The organism is Nostoc sp. DedQUE09, assembly GCF_034530915.1.
In the GTDB taxonomy this organism is placed as follows: domain Bacteria; phylum Cyanobacteriota; class Cyanobacteriia; order Cyanobacteriales; family Nostocaceae; genus Nostoc.
Genome location: NZ_JAVRCE010000071.1, coordinates 16655 through 40424, shown reverse-complemented (window position 1 = coordinate 40424; position 23770 = coordinate 16655). Strand labels below are relative to the sequence as shown.

Sequence of the window (23770 nt, the reverse complement as noted above, 5' to 3'; positions counted from 1 at the left end):
ATTGCAACAAGCCCTTGCTGCTGCAACGGCGATTCAGTCTGAGGAATACCGTGCTAATGCCTTGAGTGCATTAGCTGACAAACTGCCACCAGAGTTATTGCCACAAGCCCTTGCTGCTGCAACGGCGATTCAGTCTGAGGATTATCGTGCTGATGCCTTGAGTGCCTTAGCTTCCTGTTTGTCGCAAATGCCAGCTGCCGAACTTTTTCCTCTTTGGCAAGATACACTTCATCAGCTATCTCTTCGCACTCGCCGTGATTTGCTGCAAGATATCGAGGCATTATTTCCAGTTATCTTTGCATTAGGTGGTGAAGCAGCAACGGCAGAAATTGCCTGTGCGATTCAGGATGTGGCGCGATGGTGGAAATAATTTGTAATTCGTAATTCGTAATTCGTAATTTAAAAGAGTTAGATTTAGCAGCTACCCAACCCAGTTCTCTAACAACAGCGTAGGAATGCGAGGTATCGCATTTACAAACTCTCTCTGATGTCGATGAGTGAGCAATCGCAATTAATCATAAAATCATCACAGAAATTGTCTAGACTGTCAATGAGCGATCGCCAGGGGTTATCTTTGGCAATGAGAACAATAGCCTTACCATGCCAAAAAGCATTAGAACAAGTCGCACTTAATTCACTGCGTAAAGGTATATCAGTGGAAATAGTTGCAAGAATTACAGAGTTAACAGTAGAACGAGTGCAACAATTATAGCCGTAGCCACATAGGTTAGGACATTTTGAAAACCTCAAAGCTAGGAATAGTAATACTTTTACCTCCTGCCTCCTGCCTCCTTCCTTCTGCCTCCTGCTATACAAGCTGAAAATTAATCATGATATTGGTGTTTGCACAGTACTAGCTGGTGTGTTGACTGAAGGTGTAAACCCAGCCAGTTTACCCAACTTCTGGGGTACAAAGTCCGTTTCTTTGCTACCTTGAACTTCAGATAAATAGCAATCTCGCACTGCCAACAACAAGCCTTTGATGGCATCTTGTCTGCTTGTTTTGACTAAATCGTCTGCCTTTTTGAAAAAATGCGATCGCCATTTGCCATCGTTATTGCCATACAATTCGATTAAATACCAACCTGCAAGATACTCCGCTAAAGGATCGAGACAGAAACGGATTCTGTCTTTGGCAGAACCAATAGTTTGAATCAGGTGCAAACGTTTTTCCAGATAATTGAGGTGTGCTTCGGGGTCATCAATACCCAAAGCTGCTAATGCAGCAATCGCATCGGCACGCTTGGCGGTTCCTGGTTGATAACTTTGCTGCAAGCATTCCCAGGCGATGGTTTTGGCAATTTGATGAACAGTGCGGTCATCAAATTGATTGTCTGTAACATCACGATTGAGTTCATTGATATAACCCAGCATCAAATTAGGAATATTCTCTGGCAACGCAGAAATATTCGATGCAACGTCTTTACTTGCGATTAACTGTTCAGCATAAAGTTTAGCCAGCAAGACAGTGATATTATTTTGACCAACCATCAGAGAAAGACGGTTACAAGCGTCAAAAAATTCTTGGTCAGTAAAGCGATCGCGTTTACCTCGCTGCATGAGATAAGCTTCCATAAAGGACGATAGTTTATTCGCCTCAATCCGCAAGGGTTTAATTATCGTCTTATTAACCCGTCCCAGCTTTTCCTCAATTCGGGAAGTAATCACCAATGCATTCACCGGAAACTCTGGCGACTCCGGCTCAATTGCTTCTCGTGTAGTCGCATTCATTTCTGAGAATCGGTCTACAATCACTAGAATGCGTTTCTTTCTTAACAAACGTAATAGTAATTCTTGACAAATCGGCTCTGGTTCATCAATTAAAGCTTGCAACTGTCCTCTGATGGCTTCTAAAAGCGGCGACTTACCTTCAGTTACCCGAAATTCTTCTTCCAAAAGCACAGGTAACATCAAATGTTTGCAGAGTTGTTGGCCTTCATCTTCAGCCATTGCCCAGCCAGCGATTCGACACGCTAAACTGGTTTTACCTACACCCCCTTCTCCACCAATTACTAGACAGCTACGTTGTTTCTCGAAAGTTGAGCGCAAATTCTCATTCATCAGTTGAGGAACTGTTGTACCATCCAGAACAACGGGAATGGGAATGTAACAGGCGCGACTGCTAACTGTATCTTTTTTGGGGAATTGTTCGCGGGCTGCTTTGATATATTTGGCTACCCACGCATCTAATACTCTAGGATGGTAATGAAACCAGCCAACAAATAGCACATATCGCAGAGGTACATTAACGCTGATAAATGGGAGAGAAAAATCTGTGTAGGGTTTGAGGGCGTTGTTAATTTTCAACAACCATAAAGGGGCTACCCGCAAGAGAATTAACCAAATAGAAGGCAATAAGATAAGGTAAGCAGCAATTCCCAAGAGTAATTTATGCTTAAATAGCGATTCCAAAGCTCTATCAAAGAGTCGAGTTTCTTTCTCTGCTTTCAGGGCATTAAGAGGGCGACGTATCAGCCTAATGTCCGTCTCTGTGAATTTATCTTTGTATTTTTGTATAGTTGCCAATACCTCTTCAAAGTCTGAGATGACTTTCTGCAACTTGGAGGTAGGTAAAGCATTTGCTTTGTCCTGAAAGCCTGCCGCTATTCCTCCTAAACCTTTGATAGCACCTAAACGCACATAAAACTGGTTATCATTCAACAGGGCAATTAAATTCGGGACAGAAGATACTGCTTCTGTACCCATTGCACCCAGAGCGTAGGCAGAATTGTAACGTACAGTGGGGTTCTTATCTTTTAAGGCAGCAGTTAATACTGGGACAGCGACTTTCGCTTCTACACCAATTTTCCTGAGTGCAGAAGGAACATAAATGCGAACAAATTGCTCCTTGTCTTGTAATGCCGCCATCAACGATGGAACTGCTGCTTTGGCTGCTGTACCAATATTTCCTAAAGCTAAGGTGGCGTACAGGCGGACTTGTCCATCTTCATCCTGTAATGCCGCACTTAAGGCTGGGACTGCTGGTGCTGCTTCTGCACCCAAATCTCCCAAAACCGAAGCCGCGTGCCAGCGAAGATTAATATCTTGATTTTTCAACGCCTCAATCAGAGACGGTACTGCTGGGGAACCGATATTAACTAATGCATCTGCTGCAAGGCTTCTGATGTGGGCATCGTTATCTATCAGCTTCTCAATCAGAGGAGAAATTTTGCTGTCAGCAGTGATTTGCGCCCAACTATTGCTTGTGCATAGTAGGAACAGTGTCAGGCATAAGACAACCACCTTGAGCGCACTAAGTAATACTTGTCTGGTATGCTTTGTCATTGAATCGGATTGAATCACCCGATGAACAACTCCAGTCAGAGAAACTATACCTAAGATTGTAATCTAACTGTCAATGTGGGTTAGCGATGTCTACGATGGTCACTGAGCCTGTCCTGAGCGTAGCCGTTGGCGCAGCCTCTCGTAGAGAAGGGCGCAGCCGAAGTGCGGGCTACGCCTATACACTGGTTTGCTCAAGCTTGATTAGCATTTGGATTTAAACGCATCATAATTTTCTCTGGTTCTGTCAAATTTTTAAATCCATAACGTCGATAAAGTCCATGAGCATCTTTTGTGCCTAACATCCATCTTTGAACATCTTGCAATTCTGGATATTCCAAAATATATTCTACAAACCATTTTCCTAAACCCTGTCCTCGATAAGGTTCCAGAATAAAAACATCTTTTAACAACGCAGAGGTTGCATAATCCGTGATGACTCTCGCAAAGCCAACTTGTTGATTATCTTCATAAAGTCCAAAACATAAAGAATTGTTTATTGACTTTTCCACAGTGGCTAATGAGATGTTTTCAGCCCAATAGGAAGTTTGTAAAAAATCATGAATCATTTGAATATCTAATTTAGATTTATCGGTGTTGATGTAAAATCGATGTTTTAATTCTTCATTCATCTCGCTACATCTTTTATTTAATAGGTTGAAAAATTATAATTCATTCTTGGGGTCAGTGGTTTGTAGTGTCAAATGATGAAATTACTGAACCATTAGCTGGATAACAGAGGCTATATTCAGCATTCAATAGACATCTTGCAAAAGTAACTAACTTTTGCAAGATGTTGGGGAAAGGTTAAAGGTTAAAGGGTAAGGGAAAATTCCATACCTTTACCCTTTACCCCTTACCCTTTTCCCCTCTTCTGCAAGAAGTCTAATGATATGGTGCATCTAGTTATTGATGATGAATCAGCCTACAACAAAATCTTGGCAAGAAGTCCGCGCTGCTTTTAAAAAAATCTGGGGTTATGAAGATTTCCGTCCACCACAGGGAGAAATTGTCAGCAGTTTATTGGCACAAAAAGATGCGCTGATTATTATGCCTACAGGTGGCGGGAAGTCGATTTGTTTTCAACTTCCCGCACTGCTACAAACAGGATTAACTTTGGTAGTTTCGCCTTTGGTGGCATTGATGGAAAACCAAGTTCAGGAATTACTACAAAGCCACCAAAAAGCAGCACTTTTACATAGTGAATTATCTTCATCTCAACGCCGTGCAACTCTGCAAGCTTTAGAACGCCAACAGCTAAGATTACTTTATTTATCGCCAGAAACTTTGCTCAGTGTCCCAGTGTGGGAAAGATTATGCCACCCACAATTGCAAATTAATGGTTTGATTTTAGATGAAGCTCATTGTTTGGTACAGTGGGGTGATACTTTTCGTCCAGCTTATCGCAGATTAGGGGCAGTGCGTCCGGCATTGCTCAAATCAAAACCACCAGGAACAAAAATCAGCATCGCCGCTTTTACTGCTACTGCTGACCCCTCGGCCCAAAAAATTATTCAAACAGTTTTACAATTACAGCAACCAGAGATTTTCCGCTTGAATCCTTACCGTCCGAACTTGCATCCTAGCGTTCGCATCGCTTGGACACCACGAGGTAGGAAACAACAATTATTAAAATTTATTCAAAATAGACCGCAACAATCGGGATTAGTTTATGTTCGCACTCGGAGAGATAGCGAAGATTTAGCCCAATGGTTAGCAGAGATGGGTTACGCTACAGCTAGCTATCATGCGGGATTGGGTGCGACTGAACGCCGTGAAGTAGAAGCAAGCTGGTTAAGTGGCAAAATCCCCTTTGTTGTGTGTACTTGTGCGTTTGGTATGGGGATAAATAAAAGTGATGTTCGCTGGGTGGCACATTTTCACGCACCACATCTGCTATCTGAATATGTGCAAGAAATTGGCCGCGCTGGAAGGGATGGGAAACCAGCCGAAGCGTTAACGTTGGTGAGTGAACCTACGGGGTGGTTAGATTCAGGGGATAAGCAAAGACAGGATTTTTTTCAACAACAAATGCGATCGCAACAACAAATAGCGCAGCAACTTGTGAAAAAATTACCAAAGCAGGGAGAAGTGAATGCAGTAACTCGACAATTTCCTGAAGGTGCAACGGCACTAGCTTTACTCCATAGCAACGGTCAGCTAAACTGGCTTGATCCTTTCCATTACAGTATTGGGCAAAAAGCGGGAAATCAGCCACCGACGCAATTACACGCCGCTAAACAGATGCAGCAATACCTAACAAGTAAGCAGTGTCGTTGGCAGTTTTTGTTAAATGCCTTTGGTTTTGACAAAGAAGCAGCTAACCTGCGTTGCGGACATTGCGACAATTGCCGTCAATGAGTATAAAAGACTCATCGCCGAGTATCAAAGACTCGTCGTCGAGTATAAAAGACTCGTCGCCGAGTATCAAAGACTCGTCGCCGAGTATAAAAGACTCGTTTACGAGTATCAAAGACTCGTCGCCGAGTATAAAAGACTCGTTCACGAGTATCAAAGACTCGTCGCCGAGTATAAAAGACTCATTCACGAATATCAAAGATTCATCGCCGAGTATAAAAGACTCATTCACGAATATCAAAGATTCATCGCCGAGTATAAAAGACTCATTCACGAATATCAAAGACTCATCACCAAGAATAATTGATGAGTAAATTCTCTGTAGAGACGGCGATTTCTCGCCTCTCTCTAATGTGCCTGTGTTTTAGACGCGATAAATTGCGTCTCTACATGGGGCCCTTTTTTACTTTCAGGCATTCCCCTACTTATTCTCTGACTTTTCACGGTATCTGGAAAACCTCTCTCTAAATCTCTCTCCTAAAAGGAGAGAGACTTTGAATTTTCCCCCTTCCCGCGACGTGTTGGGGGTTAGGGGGTTAGGTTTTTCGTGCGCTTTTCCACATAACGTGAAAAGTCAGACCTATTCTAGTAGTCTGCCAACCCAAAAATGCTAAGTGAGGACTGGGGAAAGGGGTAAGGGATTTAAACCCTTTACCCATTCCCCCTGCCCCTTATCCCCAGAGGGGGCCCCACCTTCCCCTTTACCCCGCCAAGTGAACTTGGCGAACTACTAGGTTCTCCCAATAGGATGAATTGTCATTTTGATAACCAAGTAACAATAGGGTAGTCAAGTAGAGGATAAAAATATGTCATCTGCTCAAGCGCCCTCCTTACCACCGTTGATTCCGCGCGAAATTCTGTTTGGGAATCCCGAAAAAACTAGCCCACAACTCTCCCCTGATGGCAAGTACTTGGCATATATCGCCCCCGATGAAAAAAATGTCTTGCAGGTATGGTTGCGAACTATAGGACAAGAAGACGACCAGATACTAACTGCCGACAAAAAGCGCGGTATCCGCATTTTCTTCTGGACTTATAACGCCGACCAGTTGATTTATATGCAAGACTCGGATGGTGACGAGAACTTTCACCTCCACTTGGTTAATATTCATTCCAAAATTGTGCGTGACTTAACGCCATTCCAGGGTGTAAAAGCAGAACTCGTAGAACTGGAACCTAAATTTCCAGATGAAGTGCTGGTAGCGTTGAACTTGAACAATCCCCAAAAGTTTGACGTTTACCGCATCAACCTTAAAAATGGTGCGGTTGAGTTCGACACTGATAACCCCGGTAACATTATCAGCTGGACATCTGACGCTGAGTTCCAAATACGTGCAGCGACAGCTAGTACACACGATGGTGGTTATGACCTCTTATTGCAGAAACCAGATCAACAGTGGGAAATTCTCCGCCATTGGGGAGCAGAAGAAGAAGGGAATTCTGTTAGCTTCTCAGATGATGGTAAAACCCTTTATATTCAAGGCAATCACGATGCTAACGCCAAACGTCTGCTAGCTGTTGACTTAGATAGCCGTCAAGAAACTGTCATTGCTGAAGATCAACAGTATGATGTCGTGGGGATAATTATTCACCCATTGACGCGAGTTATCCAAGCAGTTTCTTTTTACAAAGATAAACAAGAATGGCAGGTAATTGACCAAAGTATCGCCACAGATTTTGAGGAAATCGCTAAGGTGCGTCCTGGAGAATTCTCCATAATTAGCCGCGACTTGGAAGATAAAACTTGGGCTTTAGCTTATAGAACTGACGATGGCCCAGTTTATTACTATGCCTACAACCGAGAGTCCAAAACTAGCACTTTCCTCTTTAGTAACCAACCCAAACTCGAAACGTTGCAGTTAGCTTCAATGCAACCGATTTCTTACGAAGCGCGGGATGGCTTAACTATCCACAGTTACCTGACAACCCCTGTAGGAATACCTACGCAGAATCTCCCAACAGTACTACTAGTTCACGGCGGCCCTTGGGCGCGAGATACTTGGGGTTTCTCTCCCACAACGCAATGGCTAGCTAACCGGGGTTATGCTGTTCTGCAAGTGAACTTTCGCGGTTCCACTGGCTACGGTAAAGCATTTTTGAATGCTGGGAATCGGGAATGGGCTGGCAAAATGCACGATGATTTAATTGATAGTGTTAACTGGCTGGTAGAAAAAGGCATTTCCGACCCGCAAAAGATTGCGATTATGGGCGGTTCTTATGGAGGTTACGCCACTCTAGTAGGATTGACTTTTACACCAGAAATATTTGCGGCTGGTGTAGATATTGTCGGGCCAAGTAACCTAATTACGCTGATAGAAACTATACCGCCCTATTGGGAACCTTTGAAGGCAATGCTTTCTCATCGCGTTGGTAATTTAGAAACAGAAGAGGAGTTTCTGAAATCGCGATCGCCTTTATTTTTTGCTGACCGAATTCAAAAACCTTTACTCATCGGTCAAGGTGCAAATGATCCACGGGTGAAACAGTCAGAAAGCGATCAAATTGTCAACGCAATGCAGCAAGCTGGTTTACCAGTGCAATATGCACTTTACACAGATGAAGGACATGGTTTTGCCAGACCAGAAAATCGCTTGCACTTTTTTGCGATCGCAGAAGAGTTTCTCGCCAAATACTTAGGCGGTAGATTTGAACCTTTGGCAGATATCCCAGGTCATTCAGGAATAGTTAAATAAAGTTTCAAAATGGTGGTTAGTGTCATTCACCGACCACCTTAATATTTTCAATTTGGAAAGATTCATGCATACAACAACTTATTCTAATTTCATTAACCATTAGTGTGTTGACCATAATCTCAATTCTTTGTGCGATTTAATAAGAATTTTTCTGAGGCACTGGTTTGACCTTAAACTTAGATTCTAAGTTAGCATTATGGACAAATTTGAGAAAAACTCAAGTTTTTAATGGCAGATTTTGTATAAACTCTTACTGCTAATTCTTCTGGTTGTCCTAGACAATCACCATAACATCCGTTAACAAAAGCAGTCCCCCGATCTCCAACTAACTCAAGAACAAAACGACCAGCTTCTCCTCCAGCAGAAAAATCAGTTTGCTCATAGTGTCTACCTTCTGCAAACCCCTGTGTTTGTATATGACCGATATGATTTTTGAGTTGTTTGCACTCATTCAATTGAGTACTTGCTTGTTTGTAATAAGAGTTATACTCTCTAAAACCTAGATAATTTCTATATTCAATTGGTATAATTAATCCGGGAGTTAATTTTGTAGTACAAGCTATACAGTAAGGAATTAAAATTACTATTAATAATGGAAGTATATTTTTTAAAATATGATGGTTGCGATATTTTTTTTGATTTTGGATTTTACAAGATATATAAATACAAACAAAAGGTAATATTAGTAAAAAACTACAAAATAGATTAATTATAATAAATATATCTGTATATATCAATTTAGATGTGACTTTAAATGGGTTCCTCGGTGAATCTACTTTTGTTAAAATACTATCAATCGTCAAAGTTATAATTAGAATTATTGGAGATATAAACAGAAAAGCAGTTAGTAAATATAAAAATAGAATAATGCTATTAGTATTAATAGGTATAATTATTAAATTAAGAATGCAACCTAGAAGTGCAGCAATAATAATTGCGGAAAAAGAAAAATACTCATGTTTATCACCAAAAGTTAAAATAGTCGCTGTACTGCAACATAGAGCAACAAATAATGCCATAGAAAAACTAAAAGGAAAATAACCTGGGTTATCTAACCAAACTCCAACAAAATCATCTCTGAAAATAATACTTGGTAATGCTAATAAAATCAGAAAATGCAAACTAACCAGAAAGATTAAACTAGTAATAGTTGTGGTTGATGTTTTAGAATTTAAATAGTTATAAATTTTCTGCATTTTAAATTTTTTATTTATAAGAGTTAATTAAAATACTTAATTAGTAACTAGGAAATTGCAAATAAATTACCGCTTGCCTGTCTTTATTTTAAGTTTTTACTAAGAAATGGCATCATCCACATTGCTTTCTCCAGCGTTGAGTACTTGCTCTGCGGTTAGCTGTAATTCTGGGAAAATAGTAGAAGCGATCGCACTGTTTCCTGTAAATCTGGTTTCTTCATAAAACCCGTCAACTAATATCAGTACGGTAACTACATTTATTTGTGGATCAACAATCCAATATTCAGCAATTCCCCTCGCGGCATACTCGGAACGTTTGTAGCGATAGTCTCGATCTTCATTAGCTTTACCAGGAGAAACAACTTCGACAACTAATGCCGGAGGTGGCATATCGAGAGGGATTGTGGATCGCGTTGCACCTTCTAAGGCTGTTGCAAGTTCATCCGTCAGCACAACTAAGCCAGGAATGCGAGTTGTCGCACGAGAACCAGCAACAACAATTTCAACTTTGTTACTTAAGCGATTCACTGGGACGAACTTGAGGAAATTTACCAGCAAAAAGAGAGATATCTGGACATTTTTTGGGCTTTCGGGTGGCATTTCAACTAACTCACCTGCCACCAATTCATATTGGCTATCGGTGCGATCGTCATACTTCAAATATTCCTCAAGCGTTAGATGTTTGCCAGCGATCGCAGTCATTGAATTATTCAATCCTAAATCCAAAATTAGTCAGTAGGAAAATCTTAAAACAGCACCTACAATTCAGTAAACTTCATCATGAGTGCCAATATCAATTAGCAAAATTTCCTCTTCCCCAGATTCTATATTTTGCACGAAGTTAAAGACAATGCGACAATCATAGTCGACTGAACACGCCCAAGCTCCAGACAGTTTGCCTTTAAGTTTATGAGTCTGCAACAATGGATCAAATGGATCGGCGGTTAGTAGTGCTAACCGCTCTCCAATCCGCTCTTGTAATTCTGGCTGTCGTCGTACCAATCGCTTAAATGCTCGTTTAAACGATGATGCCAAAACTACAGTTATCACTTGCGTAACTCATCCATTATTTGAGTAACTGTACCACGGAACACTTTTCCCGACTGGTATTCTACTTGTGCTTGAGCGATATTAGCAGCAATTTCAGAACGCCGCCGTTCTGCCAACCGATGACTTATCAGATCAATTAATGTTTCTTGTTCATCTACTGATAAGTTTTCGATACTTTCTAGAACTTGATCTAACCGGGAAATTGAGGTCATTATTTATTGTTACCTTGCTTGCAGTACATAACCATTACATCAGTCCTAAAATTGCTGCAAAAACCGCAAATCGCTAGCATACAATCGACGAATATCATCGATTTGATGTAACACCATTGCAAAGCGTTCTACACCAAAACCGGCAGCAAACCCTGTATAAACTTCTGGGTCATAACCCACAGACTTAAGTACATTTGGATCGACCATCCCGCAGCCCATCACTTCCAGCCAGCGCCCATTCCACTGCAAATCTACTTCAGCAGATGGTTCAGTAAAGGGGAAATAACTGGCGCGGAAGCGAATTGGTAAATCGCCAAATATTGCTTGTAAAAATACTTTAATTGTGCCCTTGAGGTCTGTAAAAGTTAGCCCTTCATCAATGGCTAAAAGTTCTATCTGATGGAAAACTGCTGAGTGAGTCGCGTCTACATTATCTCGCCGATAAACTCGCCCTGGAGCCACAACCCGAATCGGTGGTTCTTCTCTTTCCATGTAACGAATTTGTACCGAAGATGTATGAGTCCGTAAAAGATTACCATCTGGCAGGTAGAAGGTATCCTGCATATCACGCGCGGGGTGGTCAGGCGGGGTATTAAGAGCCTCGAAATTATAATAATCTGTTTCCATCTCTGGCCCTTGAGCCACGGTGTAGCCCATACCAACAAAGATATCCAGCGCCCGGTCGATAATGCCGTTGAGGGGATGAATGCGACCTTGGGGGCTGTAAATACCCGGCATAGTTACATCCAGAGTTTCTGCCTCTAGCTGTACCTGAATTTGTGCGGCTTCCAGGGCGACGCGTTGCTGGTCTAGACTAGTTTGCAAAGATTCTTTGACTGTATTGGCGATCGCTCCAATTTTCGGTCGTTCCTCTGCACTCATTTGCCCCATACTTCGCAACAGTGCCCCCAGTTCCCCTTTTTTACCCAGATAGTTAACTCTGAGTTCCTCCAGACGTTCTAAGGTGTCGGCGGCTGCGATCGCTTTTTCTCCTTCTTGCCGCAGTGCTAAAAGTTGAGCTTCTAAATTGCTAGTCATTAGTTATTAGTCATTGGTCATTAGTCATTAGTCTATAGTCAAAAGCTGTGAACTGGTCGATAAATAAACTTACAGCCATACCATTAACATCAGCTAAAGGTGAGGGTTGAAACCAAACCTCTGTTTTGTTTATCAGTTAGAGATGATTGGGCTAGTACAGCGGGCGCGTAAATCCAGCTAACATCTCACTTAACCAGACTTGGGGATTGATCAACTTGTCTTAAAGGTAAGCAAAGTTCCACCACACTGTCTAGTGAGTATAAATGTTTTTTTGCTGCTTGTGACCTCAGACATTGACAAATGGCTAATAACAAATAACTAATAACTAATGATCGATGACCAATACTTCGGCTTCTCTACGAGACGCACTCGCGTTCGCGTTAGTTGAATCTCGACTTCGCTCGATTACCGCGCAGCGATGCCTGAGCGCAGTCGTTGTGTCGAAACTCAGTACAAGTGACCAATGACCAATGACTATGAAATTACTAATTAGCAACGATGATGGCATTTCTGCCTTGGGGATTCGTACTCTAGCCAACTATTTGGCAGAGGCTGGTCATGATGTGAGTGTAGTTTGCCCAGATCGAGAGCGATCGGCAACTGGACACGGGTTAACTTTACACCAACCCATTCGCGCCGAAATTGTTGAAGGGATTTTTCATCCTGCTATCAAAGCTTGGGCTTGTGATGGTACGCCTTCAGATTGCGTCAAATTGGCGCTGTGGGCTTTGCTGGAAACTCCCCCAGATTTGGTTCTCTCTGGTATTAATCAAGGTGCGAATTTGGGAACTGAAATCCTGTATTCTGGCACTGTTTCTGCGGCAATGGAAGGTTTAATTGAAGGCATTCCCAGTGTAGCGCTGAGTCTTATAAGTCATACATCTAAAGACTTTCAAGCTGCTGCTAAGTTTGCCACAGTTCTTGTAGACCAGCTAGCGCAAAAGCCGCTGCCAGATTTAATGTTGCTCAACGTCAATATTCCTGCGGTCAAATGGGAAGAAATTGCCGGAGTTGCTCTCACTCGTCAAGGTCTACGGCATTACATTGATGTGTTTAATAAACGAGTCGATCCTCGTGGAAAAACGTACTACTGGTTAACTGGAGAGGTAATTGAGGATGTGGAACCCCCAAGCGGATTAAATCTGCCTCAAAATGTACCGGCAGACGTAGAAGTTGTACGTAAAAACTACATCAGTATTACTCCGTTACAATACAATCTTACTTACGCAACTGGATTAGAGAAATTATCGGAGTGGGAATTCAATTCTCCTGGAACCATTTGATTTACCAAGAAAAAAATGTGGTTATTCAAATACATCACGGAAAAAGTAGGCTATAACGTAGGGGCACTCTTGAAATAACCGATACACATTCACCCCAAAACCTGGGAAATTCTAACTGACGTATTTCATTCACATTTACACAATCAGCCAGAAACAGGATATGCTGTTTTACCAAGAAATCCTCCCTCTAGCAAAATCGGTAAGACAGCATAAACTTTAGACCAAATCAGTAACAATTTTTTCATTTATCGCCCGCTCAGTCCAGCAAGCAACACCCATGTCTAGGATAGAGAATCAATTTACCGTACAATTTTGGGGCGTTCGCGGCAGCATCCCCAGCCCAGGGCCACACACTGTTCGTTACGGCGGTAATACCCCTTGCATATCAATGCAAGCGGGCGATAAACGCTTAGTTTTCGATGCTGGCACGGGACTACATGTTTTGGGGCAATCTTTGTTGCGCCAAATGCCGTTAGAAGCTCACATATTTTTTACCCACTCTCACTGGGATCACATGCAAGGTTTTCCCTTCTTTACTCCAGGGTTTGTAAAAGGGAATGACTTTCATATTTACGGCGCGATCGCACCTGATGGTTCTACCATAGAACAGCGCCTCAACGATCAAATGTTGCACCCGAACTTTCCTGTACCCTTGCAAATTATGCAAGCCAATTTAAATTTCTACGATGTTCGACCGGGGCAACCAATCCATATCGATGACCTGATCGTAGAAACAGCACCTTTAAATCATCCAGGTGAAGCTGTTGGATACCGCGTCAACTGGCGTGGTGGTGCTGCTACTTACATTACTGATACCGAACATTTTCCCGATCGACTCGATGAGAATGTGCTGTGGCTAGCTCGTAATGCTGACATTTTGGTTTACGATTCTACCTACACAGACGAGGAATACCACTCGCCAAAATCCCCGAAAGTGGGCTGGGGACATTCTACCTGGCAAGAAGCTGTAAAAGTGGCACAAGCTGCCAATGTCAAAACTCTGGTGATTTACCACCACGATCCGGCGCATGATGACGACTTTTTGGATCGTGTCGGCAAAGAAGCAGCTGCGAAATTTCCTGGTGCTATTATGGCACGGGAAGGATTGGTACTTCAGGTTCCCACTTCAGTTGCCTTATCAGAATCTTTTCCTGTTAGCAAGTTTTCTACTTAAAGATTGCGATCGGAGGAATTGGAGATTTTAGATTAGATTGGTGATCAGAGGCTTTCAGTGCGAGAGCGTACCTGTTGGCTGTACGCTGAGACAGCGCTGCCCAGAGTTGTCACGCCGACACAGGATTGGTGCGACAACAGGAGGACACACTAGTCATTGGTCATTGGTCATTAGTTATTTACAAATGACAAAGGACAAAGGACAAATTGGTACTACAAAACCTGTCCTCCTCAAGGCGGTTTACCATAGGGTAGCTTCCTGCTGATAACTAAAATAAACCTAAAATCTCAGAATCCACGTGCTAAATTTGTCTAAAAATGGGTGTTCTGTGCGGGTTGCTTTTTCGAGCGAAGGGCTACTAACGCCGACTACTGTTGCCCTTGGCAAGTTTGATGGTGTTCATCTTGGTCATCAAAGGGTAATTCAACCAGTCTTGCACGCTGGTGGTCACTTATCAGTAGCTAGTAGTCCGCACTCAAAGGAAAATCAACTGACAAATCAAGAATATACCTACTCAACAGTTGTCACCTTTGACCCCCATCCACAGGAGTTCTTTACAGGGCAACCCCGGACTTTGTTAACGCCACTGGATGAAAAAGTCCAACAATTGCGATCGCTTGGGGTAGAACAACTGGTACTACTACCTTTTGACAAAGAATTGTCTGCGTTGACCCCCGAAGAATTTGTCGAAAAAATTCTCGTGCAACAACTGCGATGCCAACGAATTAGCATCGGGCAGGATTTTTGTTTTGGCGAAAAGCGCAGTGGTACTGCTCAAGATTTGCAATTACTCGCCGCCAAGCACAATATTCCCGTTACCATCGTTCCTTTACAAACTTATACAGGTGACTCGCCTACCCAAAGTAGTTGCGTCAGTACTACTCCAACTCAGGATGCCCGCATTAGCACTTCATTGATCCGCCAAACCCTTGAGCAGGGAGACATCGAAAACGCAAATCTGTTACTAGGACGCCCCTACACCCTGCTTGGTGATGTCGTTCAAGGTCAACAATTGGGCAGAACAATTGGCTTTCCTACCGCTAACCTCCAATTACCAAAAGAAAAGTTTTTGCCTCGCCAAGGAGTCTACGCTGTCCGTGTTTTCACTCTCAGTGAAACATCTGATACTGCTCCTAGTGAGAACTTGGGCGTCATGAATATCGGTAATCGTCCAACTGTAAACGGTACTTGTTCATCTGCGGAAGTACATTTATTCGATTGGTCTGGTGATTTGTATGGCAAAAAACTGCTTGTGCAGCTAGTTAAATTTTTGCGCCCCGAACAAAAATTTCCTTCTCTCGAAGCCCTGAAAACACAAATTCAACTTGACTGCGTTGTTGCTAGAGAAGTTTTGAGTACTTAGTGGGAACAATAGATAGGGCATTGGAAGAGGCAGAGGGGCAGAAGGAAAAAACTTACTGCAACTTCTCCTCTGCTCCCCTGCTCCCCTGCTCCCCACTCCCACTCCCTACAACGCATGAGAGAAAAAATCGACACTTTAACACAAAATCTAGCTCTTACCATCGTTGGTAAAGCTGAGGCAATACGTTTAGTGCTAGTAGCATTGCTAGGTGGTGGTCATGCTCTCTTAGAAGATGTCCCTGGTGTTGGTAAAACCCTGCTTGCTAAATCTTTAGCTCGTTCACTCGATGGCAAGTTTCAACGGCTACAATGCACTCCTGATTTACTGCCAACTGATATTACCGGCACCAACATCTGGAACCCAAAAAGCGGCGAATTTACTTTTCTTCCTGGGCCAGTCTTTACTAATGTGCTATTAGCTGACGAAATTAACCGCGCTACACCCCGCACTCAGTCAGCTTTATTAGAAGTTATGGAAGAACATCAGGTAACAGTCGATGGTGTCTCTCGTGCAGTTCCTCAGCCCTTCTTTGTGATTGCCACTCAAAACCCTATCGAGTATCAAGGTACTTTTCCTCTGCCGGAAGCGCAAATGGATCGGTTTATGTTGTCGCTGAGTTTGGGCTATCCTTCTGAGGCAGAAGAACTCTTGATGCTGCAAAATCTCCAAAATGGTGTGAGGGTTGCTGATTTACAGCCTTGTATTACCTTGGCAGAAGTACAGGAATTGCGTTACCTCTGCTCTCAAGTGAAAGTGGCAACTTCCTTGCAACAATACATTCTCGAATTAGTGCGGGCAACACGTCAAGATGAGGAAATCGCCCTTGGTGTCAGTCCACGTGGCACATTAGCATTACAACGGGCTGCTCAAGCGTTAGCTTTTCTATTAGGGCGTGATTATGCCATTCCCGATGATGTGAAATTTCTTCTGCCTTATGTTCTATGCCATCGCCTTATTCCTAGAGGAGGACGCAATTCAAGAACTGTTGTTGAGCGATTATTGCGATCGGTTTCTATTCCTTAATCCAACGTGACTTCGATGAGTTAAAAAGAGGAGAGCCTTGCAGCAAGCAAAAACAGGGCAGCGCTTACCACTATCTCAAATGTGGAAGGGAATTGATGCCGAATGAACAGCCATCGGTATTAATCAATTTAACTCCTGAATATAAACAAAACTTGCGTGACCTTTCAAAAAGATTTCGCAATATTCGCTCTGATGTTCAACCGATTATAGAGCAATTACAGCAAGGCAATTTTGTCGGTGATGCCTACGGCGGGCTACGCCTACGCATTGCGGGCATTGGTGAGGAATATGTTGTTCGTAAGATGAGAGTTCGTAACAGTAGTATCCAAAAAGGTAAGAGCGCTGGATATCGATTGATTTATCAAGTTGAGTCACATACAAGTAATTTGCTACTAACGATTTCTTCCAAGTCTGACCGAGAAGATATTGGTGCAAATGAAATCCGGGCTGATTTTTCTAGTGAGTCAGGTTAAAACTACTAGAACTTTTTCCTTGCATAGTCAGTGGTGCGCTGAATAAATATTTATATTACTGTTATCGATATGAAAAATGTGTTGCTTGACAAAACTACTTACACAAAATTTGAAACACTGCCAATACTGCGTAAGTCTTATGATTAGCACAAGCGCCACTTTTAAATATTTGGGAATGTGAGGAATGTCAATTTTTGTTAAGCGCAAAATCCGCGATGCCTACGGCGGGCTACCCCAACGCCAAGCACTACAGCCAAGCGCCGAACGTGAATTCAAACGCCAATTTTTCGGTTTACTTCTGGTAATTGTAACGTGGAGTTTAGCTATGGGCTGGCTTCTAGCCTTGGCAACTAACGCCCAAAGTGCAACTCCTCCCGCTGAAATTGGCACTGTTGACGTAGTACCTGCACAATACCAACTGGGGCAAGAACTGTATTTAGAAAATTGCTCCAGATGTCACATTCCCATACCACCATCTGTTTTACCTACCCAAACTTGGAAAAATCTCCTGCAAGACTCGCAGCACTACGGCGCACAACTCCAGCCTTTAGTCGACCCGCCACGCATCTTGGTGTGGAAATATCTTTCGACTTTCTCCCGTGTCCAGCTAGACGACGAAGAAACACCATATCGCCTCAACAACTCGCGTTATTTCAAAGCTTTGCATCCAGGAGTTGAGTTACCACGTCCCGTCCAGGTTGGTAGTTGTGTCAGCTGTCATCCCAGTGCTAATGATTACAATTTCCGCCGCCTGACATCACAAGAGGCAGAGGGGCAGAGGAGATAGGGGGCAGAGGGGAAAGATCCTGAGAAAGTTTCCCCCTGCTCCTCTGCTCCTCGGTAACAGAGCGTTGGTCATTGAGCGTAGCCGAAATGAGCCGAAGTGCTGCCCCCCTGCTCTCCCATCTGGGGGCAAAATGATACTATGAAGAAAGAGTAAATATAAGATAAGAGTTCAAACCAATCATTTAATAAACTGATTGGCTAGTTTTTATCCTGTTTTTGAGGTAATTCTCATTTCACACCCATCCACAACCAAGACGTTTGGGCTGGGTTAAATGTTTATAATCAATGCCGGCCCTTTAATTCCCATCCCCCTTGATTCAGTTCTATAACCTGCCATGCTAAAACTTTTGTTGGGCGACCCCAACGCTCGTAAGCTTAAAAAATACCAACCTTCTGTTACTGAAATTAACCTTTTAGAGGAAGAAATTAAGGTTCTTTCCGATGATCAGTTAAAAGGTAAAACCGTCGAATTTAAACAACGGCTCGCCAAAGGCGAAACCTTAGATGACATATTGCCAGAAGCTTACGCCGTTGTCCGGGAAGCAGGATGGCGAGTTTTAGGTTTAAAGCACTTTGATGTCCAACTCCTTGGCGGTATCATTTTGCACGTGGGGCAAATTGCCGAGATGAAAACTGGTGAAGGTAAAACACTAGTTGCCACCTTGCCAAGTTACTTAAATGCCCTTACTGGTAAAGGTGTACACGTCATTACCGTAAACGATTACCTGGCTCGTCGGGATGCTGAATGGATGGGACAGGTGCATCGGTTCTTGGGGCTGAGTGTGGGGCTAATTCAGTCAAGCATGACTCCTAGCGAACGCCAGAAAAACTACGACTGTGATATCACTTATGTTACCAACAGCGAGGTCGGCTTCGACTATCTGCGGGATAACATGGCGACATCAATGGCAGATGTGGTGCAACGTCCGTTTAATTATTGCGTAATTGATGAGGTGGACTCGATTTTAGTTGATGAGGCGCGGACACCACTGATTATTTCTGGGCAGGTGGAAAGACCTACAGAAAAGTATTTACAAGCTGCTGAAATAGCATTCACACTCAAAAAAGACGAACATTACGATGTAGATGAAAAAGCTCGTAACGTTCTATTGACAGATGAAGGGTTTGCGGAATCAGAAAATCTTTTGGGAGTCACAGATTTATTTGACCCAGAAGATCCTTGGGCACACTTCATTTTCAATGCAATTAAAGCCAAAGAACTTTTCCTCAAAGATGTAAATTACATTGTCCGCAATGGTGAAGTAGTAATTGTGGATGAATTTACTGGGCGGGTGCTAGCCGGACGGCGTTGGAGTGATGGATTACACCAGGCGATTGAAGCGAAAGAACACGTAGAGATTCAGCCAGAAACTCAAACTCTGGCGACAATTACTTACCAAAATATGTTCTTGTTGTATCCAAAACTCGGTGGAATGACAGGAACGGCAAAAACTGAAGAACCAGAATTTGAAAAAATTTACAAACTCGAAGTTGCGGTAATTCCCACCAACCGCGATCGCAGACGTGAAGATTTGTCTGATATGGTGTTCAAGACAGAAGCAGGCAAGTGGGGAGCGATCGCCAGAGAATGTGCCGAAATGCACCAACTCGGCAGACCTGTGTTAGTGGGAACCACTAGTGTAGAAAAATCTGAACTTCTTAGTCGGCTACTGAAGCAGTTGGAAATTCCCCACGAATTACTCAACGCCCGACCGGAAAACGTCGAGCGTGAGGCGGAAATCGTCGCTCAGGCAGGACGCAAAGGTGCTGTCACTATTGCTACTAACATGGCTGGTAGAGGTACAGACATCATCCTGGGTGGTAACTCCGAATATATGGCACGTCTAAAGCTGCGGGAATACTTTATGCCCCGGATTGTTATGCCAGAAGATGAAGATACCTTTGGCGTTCAAAGAGCAGCCGGATTGCCTACAGGACATGGTGGTGGTCAAGGCTTTGTCCCTGGAAAGAAAGTCAAAACTTGGCGGGCTTCACCAGAAATTTTCCCCACCCAGTTGACAAAAGAAACCGAAAAACTACTCAAAGATGCAGTAGAAATTGCAGTGCGTGAGTATGGTGAACGTAGTTTACCGGAATTGGAAGCTGAAGAAAAGGTAGCTGTAGCGGCAGAAAAAGCTCCCATTGATGACCCTGTAATCCAAAAATTGCGGGAAGCTTACAACCGCGTCAAGCAGGAATACGAACAATTTACTACCCGCGAACATGATGAGGTAGTGGGAATCGGTGGTTTGCACGTAATTGGTACAGAACGCCACGAATCGCGGCGGATTGATAACCAGTTGCGCGGACGTGCAGGAAGACAAGGCGACCCTGGAACCACGAGATTCTTCCTCAGTTTAGAGGATAACCTACTGCGGATTTTTGGTGGCGATCGCGTTGCTGGGTTAATGAATGCCTTCCAAGTGGAAGAAGATATGCCCATCGAATCTGGGATGCTTACCCGCAGTTTGGAAGGCGCACAGAAAAAAGTTGAAACTTACTACTACGACATTCGGAAGCAGGTGTTTGAGTATGACGAGGTGATGAATAATCAACGTCGTGCTATTTACGCCGAACGCAGACGAGTCCTAGAAGGGCAAGATTTGAAAGAACAGGTGATTAAATACGCTGAAAAAACGATGGATGACATCGTTGACTACTACATCAACGTAGACTTGCCCTCGGAAGAGTGGGAGTTAGAAAAGTTGGTTGAGAAAGTCAAAGAATTTGTCTATTTGCTAGCGGATTTACAAGCGAGTCAACTAGAAGATATCACAGTCAGCGAGATTAAAGCCTTCCTCCACGAACAGGTACGAATTGCTTACGACCTCAAAGAAGCGCAAATTGACCAAGTTCAACCTGGACTAATGCGCCAAGCTGAACGCTTCTTTATCTTGCAACGCATTGATACATTGTGGCGGGAACATTTGCAACAAATGGATGCCTTGCGCGAATCGGTGGGGTTACGTGGTTATGGGCAAAAAGATCCGCTGATTGAATACAAGAGCGAGGGTTACGAACTCTTCTTGGATATGATGGTTAACATTCGCCGAGACGTTGTTTACTCGTTATTCATGTTCCAGCCGCAGCCTCAGCAGATGGCGCAGGCATCATCAGAGATGGTGTAGTAGAGAATATATTACGCAGAGACGCAAAGGCACAGAGAGTGCTTTTGCGTCTTTTGATAATCTCTGCCTTATCGATTCATCATCTGTTAGATATTGACAAAGAACTTCTTTATCAACGGATCTATGATGTTCTCAATCCTGGAGGGATATTTATCAACGCCGATCAAGTTCTTGGCAAAACGCCTGATTTAGAACAACTTTACCGTCAACACTGGTTAGATTCTGTCCGCGCGAAAAATATCTCAGAAGAGGATCTCAAAGCTGCACAAAAACGTATGGAATAGGATCGCATGGCAACCCTTGATATTCAACTTAGTTGGCTAGAAGCGGCTGGGTTTCAAAATGTCGATTGCTGTGACAAAAATTTTAGCTTTGCTGTTTTTGGTGGTTATCGACCAACTATTTAACCGCTATTTTTGCGATCGAGATTACAGGCAGAGGAGAAGGGATTATTTACCAGAACAGTAGCTATTAATTTCGTTGACTATAGAACTTTCTTCCCTACTACTCTTTTGCAGAGATACCAAAAAGCCCTTTGCTGCTGGTAGATTCTTTTTATCTATGGCTGTTGCTGCATTATTCAATTCCTTGCTGATGTTCTGATAGAGTGTGAGAAAGCGTCCTTGAAAACCTTGCAATTTTTCATCTTTAATTTCTAGTGCTTTCATCTCCTTGGCAAGTGGGTCGATCTTACCAGCAAGTTCAGTTAGAGCTTTGGAACCTTTTGCGGGATTGGGATTTTTACCGAATTGCTGACCTAGAGTAGATGCCTGATTGGCAACTTTTATGACTTTGTTACATTGAGCAACTTTACTTTCGCCACAACCTGCAAATAATAAAGCGATCGCAGTAGTGACTGAAAGTATAAAATTTTGTTTAAATACGCGTTGCATAGGTTCTATGAGCTCCATCTATGTTTAGTGAAAGTTGGGCAGTAGAAATGGATGATTGGCAAAAATACTTTTTCTAAAAAGAATCTTTATTTCTGTTTTTAACTTTTTTCTACCCTGTTACTTTATACTTCATTTTTCCAACAACGTGTATGTAATTATACGCAAAAATCTCTATTTTAGATTGTATAGTTGTGTCGTCCTTTACTCTACCAATTTTGGAGTTATAGCCGTAGTCACATAGATTACGACAGTGTTGATTGCTCAAAGGCATGAAACGACTGGGTTTTTATTCAGCACTCAGCACTCAGCACTTTGCTATAACTTCAGTGTGGCAGTAGTATTGGCTTTAACATTCTTTGATTCCCACAACATCTGGTGGTATTCAATTTTGCGCCAAGTTCAACCATTTCGTTGTAATGGTTATAGAAAGCATGGCCTGATTGCCCAGGGGTGTGAATTGCTACTGAGTTATCTAAATTTCTCAAATCTACAATATAATTGCTGGCAGCAGTGCGGAATTACTGCTAGTTTTGGGTGCGATTGATTTGGGTTAAGAGTTTTGAGCAAAATAGCAGGTTCAATTTTGCTCTCTAAATTTCTCCCCAAGTTGTAAGCCATTACCGTAAGCTTGCAGGTATGCCTTTATCTCTGCATTAATTTCCTAAATTTCTTGCTGTGCCACTTTCTTGAGCAAAGGATTGACGGACAGTGTAGGTGGAAAATCCCACTAACAATAGCTCTAGCACTAACAGGAAAATCAGAGTAATTTTGAGTCTTTTACGTAACCAACCTTTCCTGGAGTTTTTCCTTTGAGCTTCTCGTGGCATTGTTTAGTGAAATTAGGCAATCCTACAAGGTATTTAATCAGAATCTTTAGAAAAGTGCGATCTGTCCATTTAAAATATGCTTGAGTAGACAGCTAAAATTTTGTTTAGCTCCCAGTAGAACAATAGTATCGCTCTCCTATTTTCCAAAGCTGGAGCGCAACTATTAGAAAGATAATGCCTGCAATTGGCGATACATAACAAAACCACAAAGGCACTAAAAAAGCATTTTCTTTTTCAAGTACTGCAAGCAAAGGGAAATAGCTGACACAAGCAAGCGGTATCAAGAAAGTAAAGAATCGCTGAAACCACTTGCTATAAATTGCAAGAGGGTACTGAGCCGTTTCAACTCCTCCATAAGTGAGGATATTCATAATTTCGAGAGATTCAATAGTCCAGAAGGTGATGGTTGCTTGCATAATGACAATGCCAACAAAGAGCGCAACCCCACCAAGAAATGAAGTGCCTAAAAGCCATAAAGTTTTAAAAGTTAAAGAAATGTGGAGAGATGAAAGTGACCACCACATAACAACAATTCCTTGAAAAAGTCTTCCGATTCGTTTTAAAGTAAACTCTTTACCTAACAATTGAAGTGCTGTGGTGCGTGGACGAACAAGTAAACGGTCGAAGTCTCCACTTTTTATTATTGTTGTAAATGAGTCGAACCCTTTTCCAAGCGCATCAGCACAAGCGAAAGAAATATTAATTACTCCATAAAAGAGAGCAACTTCATTTAAAGTCCATGTACCAATGCTATTAAAACGACTAAAAAGTGCCCAAACTCCAAAAAATTCAACAGCAGTTCCTAAAAACTGCCCTATGACTTGCAGCCAGAAAGAAACTTTGTATTGCATTTGCGACTTAAAAGATACAGAAATATATCGAAGGTAAAGTACAAAATCATTCATAGTCCTTTATAATTTGTATCTAAAATAAATTACCTAACCTATATCCGCTTAAAAAATTACGAATTAGGTTGCCGAGCAAAGCCGAG

At 42.6% G+C, this 23770-nt stretch carries 24 protein-coding genes; 13 read left to right on the top strand and 11 right to left on the bottom strand.

Going from position 1 to position 23770, the window contains the following annotated elements; genetic code table 11:
- Window positions 1-370, top strand: a 370-nt coding sequence (locus tag RMY27_RS30055; protein ID WP_322668486.1) for a hypothetical protein, incomplete at its 5' end; no start/stop codon positions are given.
- A 165-nt stretch (window positions 371-535) separates the two neighbouring features.
- Window positions 536-712 (top strand): hypothetical protein, encoded by a 177-nt coding sequence (locus RMY27_RS30050; RefSeq protein ID WP_322668485.1) that lies wholly within the window; start codon window positions 536-538, stop codon window positions 710-712.
- A 116-nt stretch (window positions 713-828) separates the two neighbouring features.
- Here RMY27_RS30050 and RMY27_RS30045 read toward each other — a convergent pair whose 3' ends face one another.
- Entirely contained in the window at window positions 829-3285 is a 2457-nt protein-coding gene (locus RMY27_RS30045) for a HEAT repeat domain-containing protein (RefSeq protein ID WP_322668484.1), read from the bottom strand.
- Window positions 3286-3476: 191 nt separating this feature from the next.
- Entirely contained in the window at window positions 3477-3914 is a 438-nt protein-coding gene (locus RMY27_RS30040; protein ID WP_322668483.1) for a GNAT family N-acetyltransferase, read from the bottom strand.
- 283 nt (window positions 3915-4197) lie between these two features.
- Between RMY27_RS30040 and RMY27_RS30035 the strand changes: the two genes are divergently transcribed.
- From RMY27_RS30035 to RMY27_RS30025, 3 genes are all read left to right on the top strand, one after another.
- A complete protein-coding gene (locus RMY27_RS30035) occupies window positions 4198-5643 on the top strand; it encodes an ATP-dependent DNA helicase RecQ (RefSeq protein WP_322668489.1) in 1446 nt (481 codons plus the stop codon).
- On the top strand, window positions 5588-5947 hold the full coding sequence (locus tag RMY27_RS30030; RefSeq protein ID WP_322668482.1) for a hypothetical protein: 360 nt from the start codon (window positions 5588-5590) through the stop codon (window positions 5945-5947). Before RMY27_RS30035 ends, RMY27_RS30030 begins: the two co-directional genes overlap by 56 nt.
- A gap of 499 nt (window positions 5948-6446) precedes the next feature.
- Window positions 6447-8333 (top strand): S9 family peptidase, encoded by a 1887-nt coding sequence (locus tag RMY27_RS30025; RefSeq protein WP_322668481.1) that lies wholly within the window; start codon window positions 6447-6449, stop codon window positions 8331-8333.
- 194 nt (window positions 8334-8527) lie between these two features.
- On the opposite strand, the gene RMY27_RS30020 is transcribed toward RMY27_RS30025, so the two are convergent.
- The 5 genes from RMY27_RS30020 to pheS all read right to left on the bottom strand — a co-directional run bounded on the left by RMY27_RS30020 (window position 8528) and on the right by pheS (window position 11829).
- The gene (locus RMY27_RS30020; RefSeq protein WP_322668480.1) at window positions 8528-9529 is read right to left on the bottom strand and encodes a hypothetical protein; all 1002 of its coding nucleotides are present in this window, start codon (window positions 9527-9529) and stop codon (window positions 8528-8530) included.
- Between the two features lie 99 nt (window positions 9530-9628).
- On the bottom strand, window positions 9629-10231 hold the full coding sequence (locus RMY27_RS30015; protein ID WP_322668488.1) for a Uma2 family endonuclease: 603 nt from the start codon (window positions 10229-10231) through the stop codon (window positions 9629-9631).
- A 63-nt stretch (window positions 10232-10294) separates the two neighbouring features.
- Window positions 10295-10579: a type II toxin-antitoxin system YafQ family toxin gene (locus tag RMY27_RS30010; protein WP_190730806.1), complete on the bottom strand. Its 285-nt coding sequence runs from the start codon at window positions 10577-10579 to the stop codon at window positions 10295-10297.
- Window positions 10576-10791, bottom strand: a complete 216-nt coding sequence (locus RMY27_RS30005; RefSeq protein WP_190911495.1) for a hypothetical protein — start codon at window positions 10789-10791, stop codon at window positions 10576-10578. The genes RMY27_RS30010 and RMY27_RS30005 overlap by 4 nt, the downstream gene beginning before the upstream one ends.
- A gap of 45 nt (window positions 10792-10836) precedes the next feature.
- Window positions 10837-11829, bottom strand: a complete 993-nt coding sequence (pheS, locus tag RMY27_RS30000) for a phenylalanine--tRNA ligase subunit alpha (RefSeq protein ID WP_012407694.1) — start codon at window positions 11827-11829, stop codon at window positions 10837-10839.
- A 476-nt stretch (window positions 11830-12305) separates the two neighbouring features.
- Here pheS and surE point away from each other — a divergent pair, with 476 nt between their 5' ends.
- The 8 genes from surE (at window position 12306) to RMY27_RS29960 (ending at window position 21343) form a co-directional block, all read left to right on the top strand.
- The gene (surE, locus tag RMY27_RS29995) at window positions 12306-13112 is read left to right on the top strand and encodes a 5'/3'-nucleotidase SurE (protein ID WP_322668487.1); all 807 of its coding nucleotides are present in this window, start codon (window positions 12306-12308) and stop codon (window positions 13110-13112) included.
- Window positions 13113-13389: 277 nt separating this feature from the next.
- On the top strand, window positions 13390-14286 hold the full coding sequence (locus tag RMY27_RS29990) for an MBL fold metallo-hydrolase (RefSeq protein ID WP_322668479.1): 897 nt from the start codon (window positions 13390-13392) through the stop codon (window positions 14284-14286).
- A gap of 298 nt (window positions 14287-14584) precedes the next feature.
- The gene (locus RMY27_RS29985) at window positions 14585-15649 is read left to right on the top strand and encodes a bifunctional riboflavin kinase/FAD synthetase (protein WP_322668478.1); all 1065 of its coding nucleotides are present in this window, start codon (window positions 14585-14587) and stop codon (window positions 15647-15649) included.
- Window positions 15650-15763: 114 nt separating this feature from the next.
- The gene (locus tag RMY27_RS29980; RefSeq protein ID WP_322668477.1) at window positions 15764-16672 is read left to right on the top strand and encodes a MoxR family ATPase; all 909 of its coding nucleotides are present in this window, start codon (window positions 15764-15766) and stop codon (window positions 16670-16672) included.
- Window positions 16673-16767: 95 nt separating this feature from the next.
- Window positions 16768-17145 (top strand): type II toxin-antitoxin system RelE/ParE family toxin, encoded by a 378-nt coding sequence (locus RMY27_RS29975; protein WP_322668476.1) that lies wholly within the window; start codon window positions 16768-16770, stop codon window positions 17143-17145.
- 184 nt (window positions 17146-17329) lie between these two features.
- Window positions 17330-17932, top strand: a complete 603-nt coding sequence (locus tag RMY27_RS29970; protein WP_322668475.1) for a cytochrome C — start codon at window positions 17330-17332, stop codon at window positions 17930-17932.
- A 334-nt stretch (window positions 17933-18266) separates the two neighbouring features.
- The gene (gene secA / locus RMY27_RS29965; RefSeq protein WP_322668474.1) at window positions 18267-21059 is read left to right on the top strand and encodes a preprotein translocase subunit SecA; all 2793 of its coding nucleotides are present in this window, start codon (window positions 18267-18269) and stop codon (window positions 21057-21059) included.
- Between the two features lie 44 nt (window positions 21060-21103).
- Window positions 21104-21343 (top strand): class I SAM-dependent methyltransferase, encoded by a 240-nt coding sequence (locus RMY27_RS29960; RefSeq protein ID WP_322668473.1) that lies wholly within the window; start codon window positions 21104-21106, stop codon window positions 21341-21343.
- Window positions 21344-21508: 165 nt separating this feature from the next.
- On the opposite strand, the gene RMY27_RS29955 is transcribed toward RMY27_RS29960, so the two are convergent.
- The 4 genes from RMY27_RS29955 to RMY27_RS29945 all read right to left on the bottom strand — a co-directional run bounded on the left by RMY27_RS29955 (window position 21509) and on the right by RMY27_RS29945 (window position 23684).
- Window positions 21509-21952, bottom strand: a complete 444-nt coding sequence (locus RMY27_RS29955) for a hypothetical protein (protein WP_322668472.1) — start codon at window positions 21950-21952, stop codon at window positions 21509-21511.
- Between the two features lie 323 nt (window positions 21953-22275).
- Entirely contained in the window at window positions 22276-22437 is a 162-nt protein-coding gene (locus RMY27_RS35650) for a hypothetical protein (RefSeq protein WP_416212378.1), read from the bottom strand.
- A gap of 168 nt (window positions 22438-22605) precedes the next feature.
- The gene (locus RMY27_RS29950; RefSeq protein WP_322668471.1) at window positions 22606-22779 is read right to left on the bottom strand and encodes a hypothetical protein; all 174 of its coding nucleotides are present in this window, start codon (window positions 22777-22779) and stop codon (window positions 22606-22608) included.
- Window positions 22780-22883: 104 nt separating this feature from the next.
- Entirely contained in the window at window positions 22884-23684 is an 801-nt protein-coding gene (locus RMY27_RS29945) for an ABC transporter permease (RefSeq protein ID WP_322668470.1), read from the bottom strand.
- Between the last annotated feature and the right edge of the window lie 86 nt (window positions 23685-23770).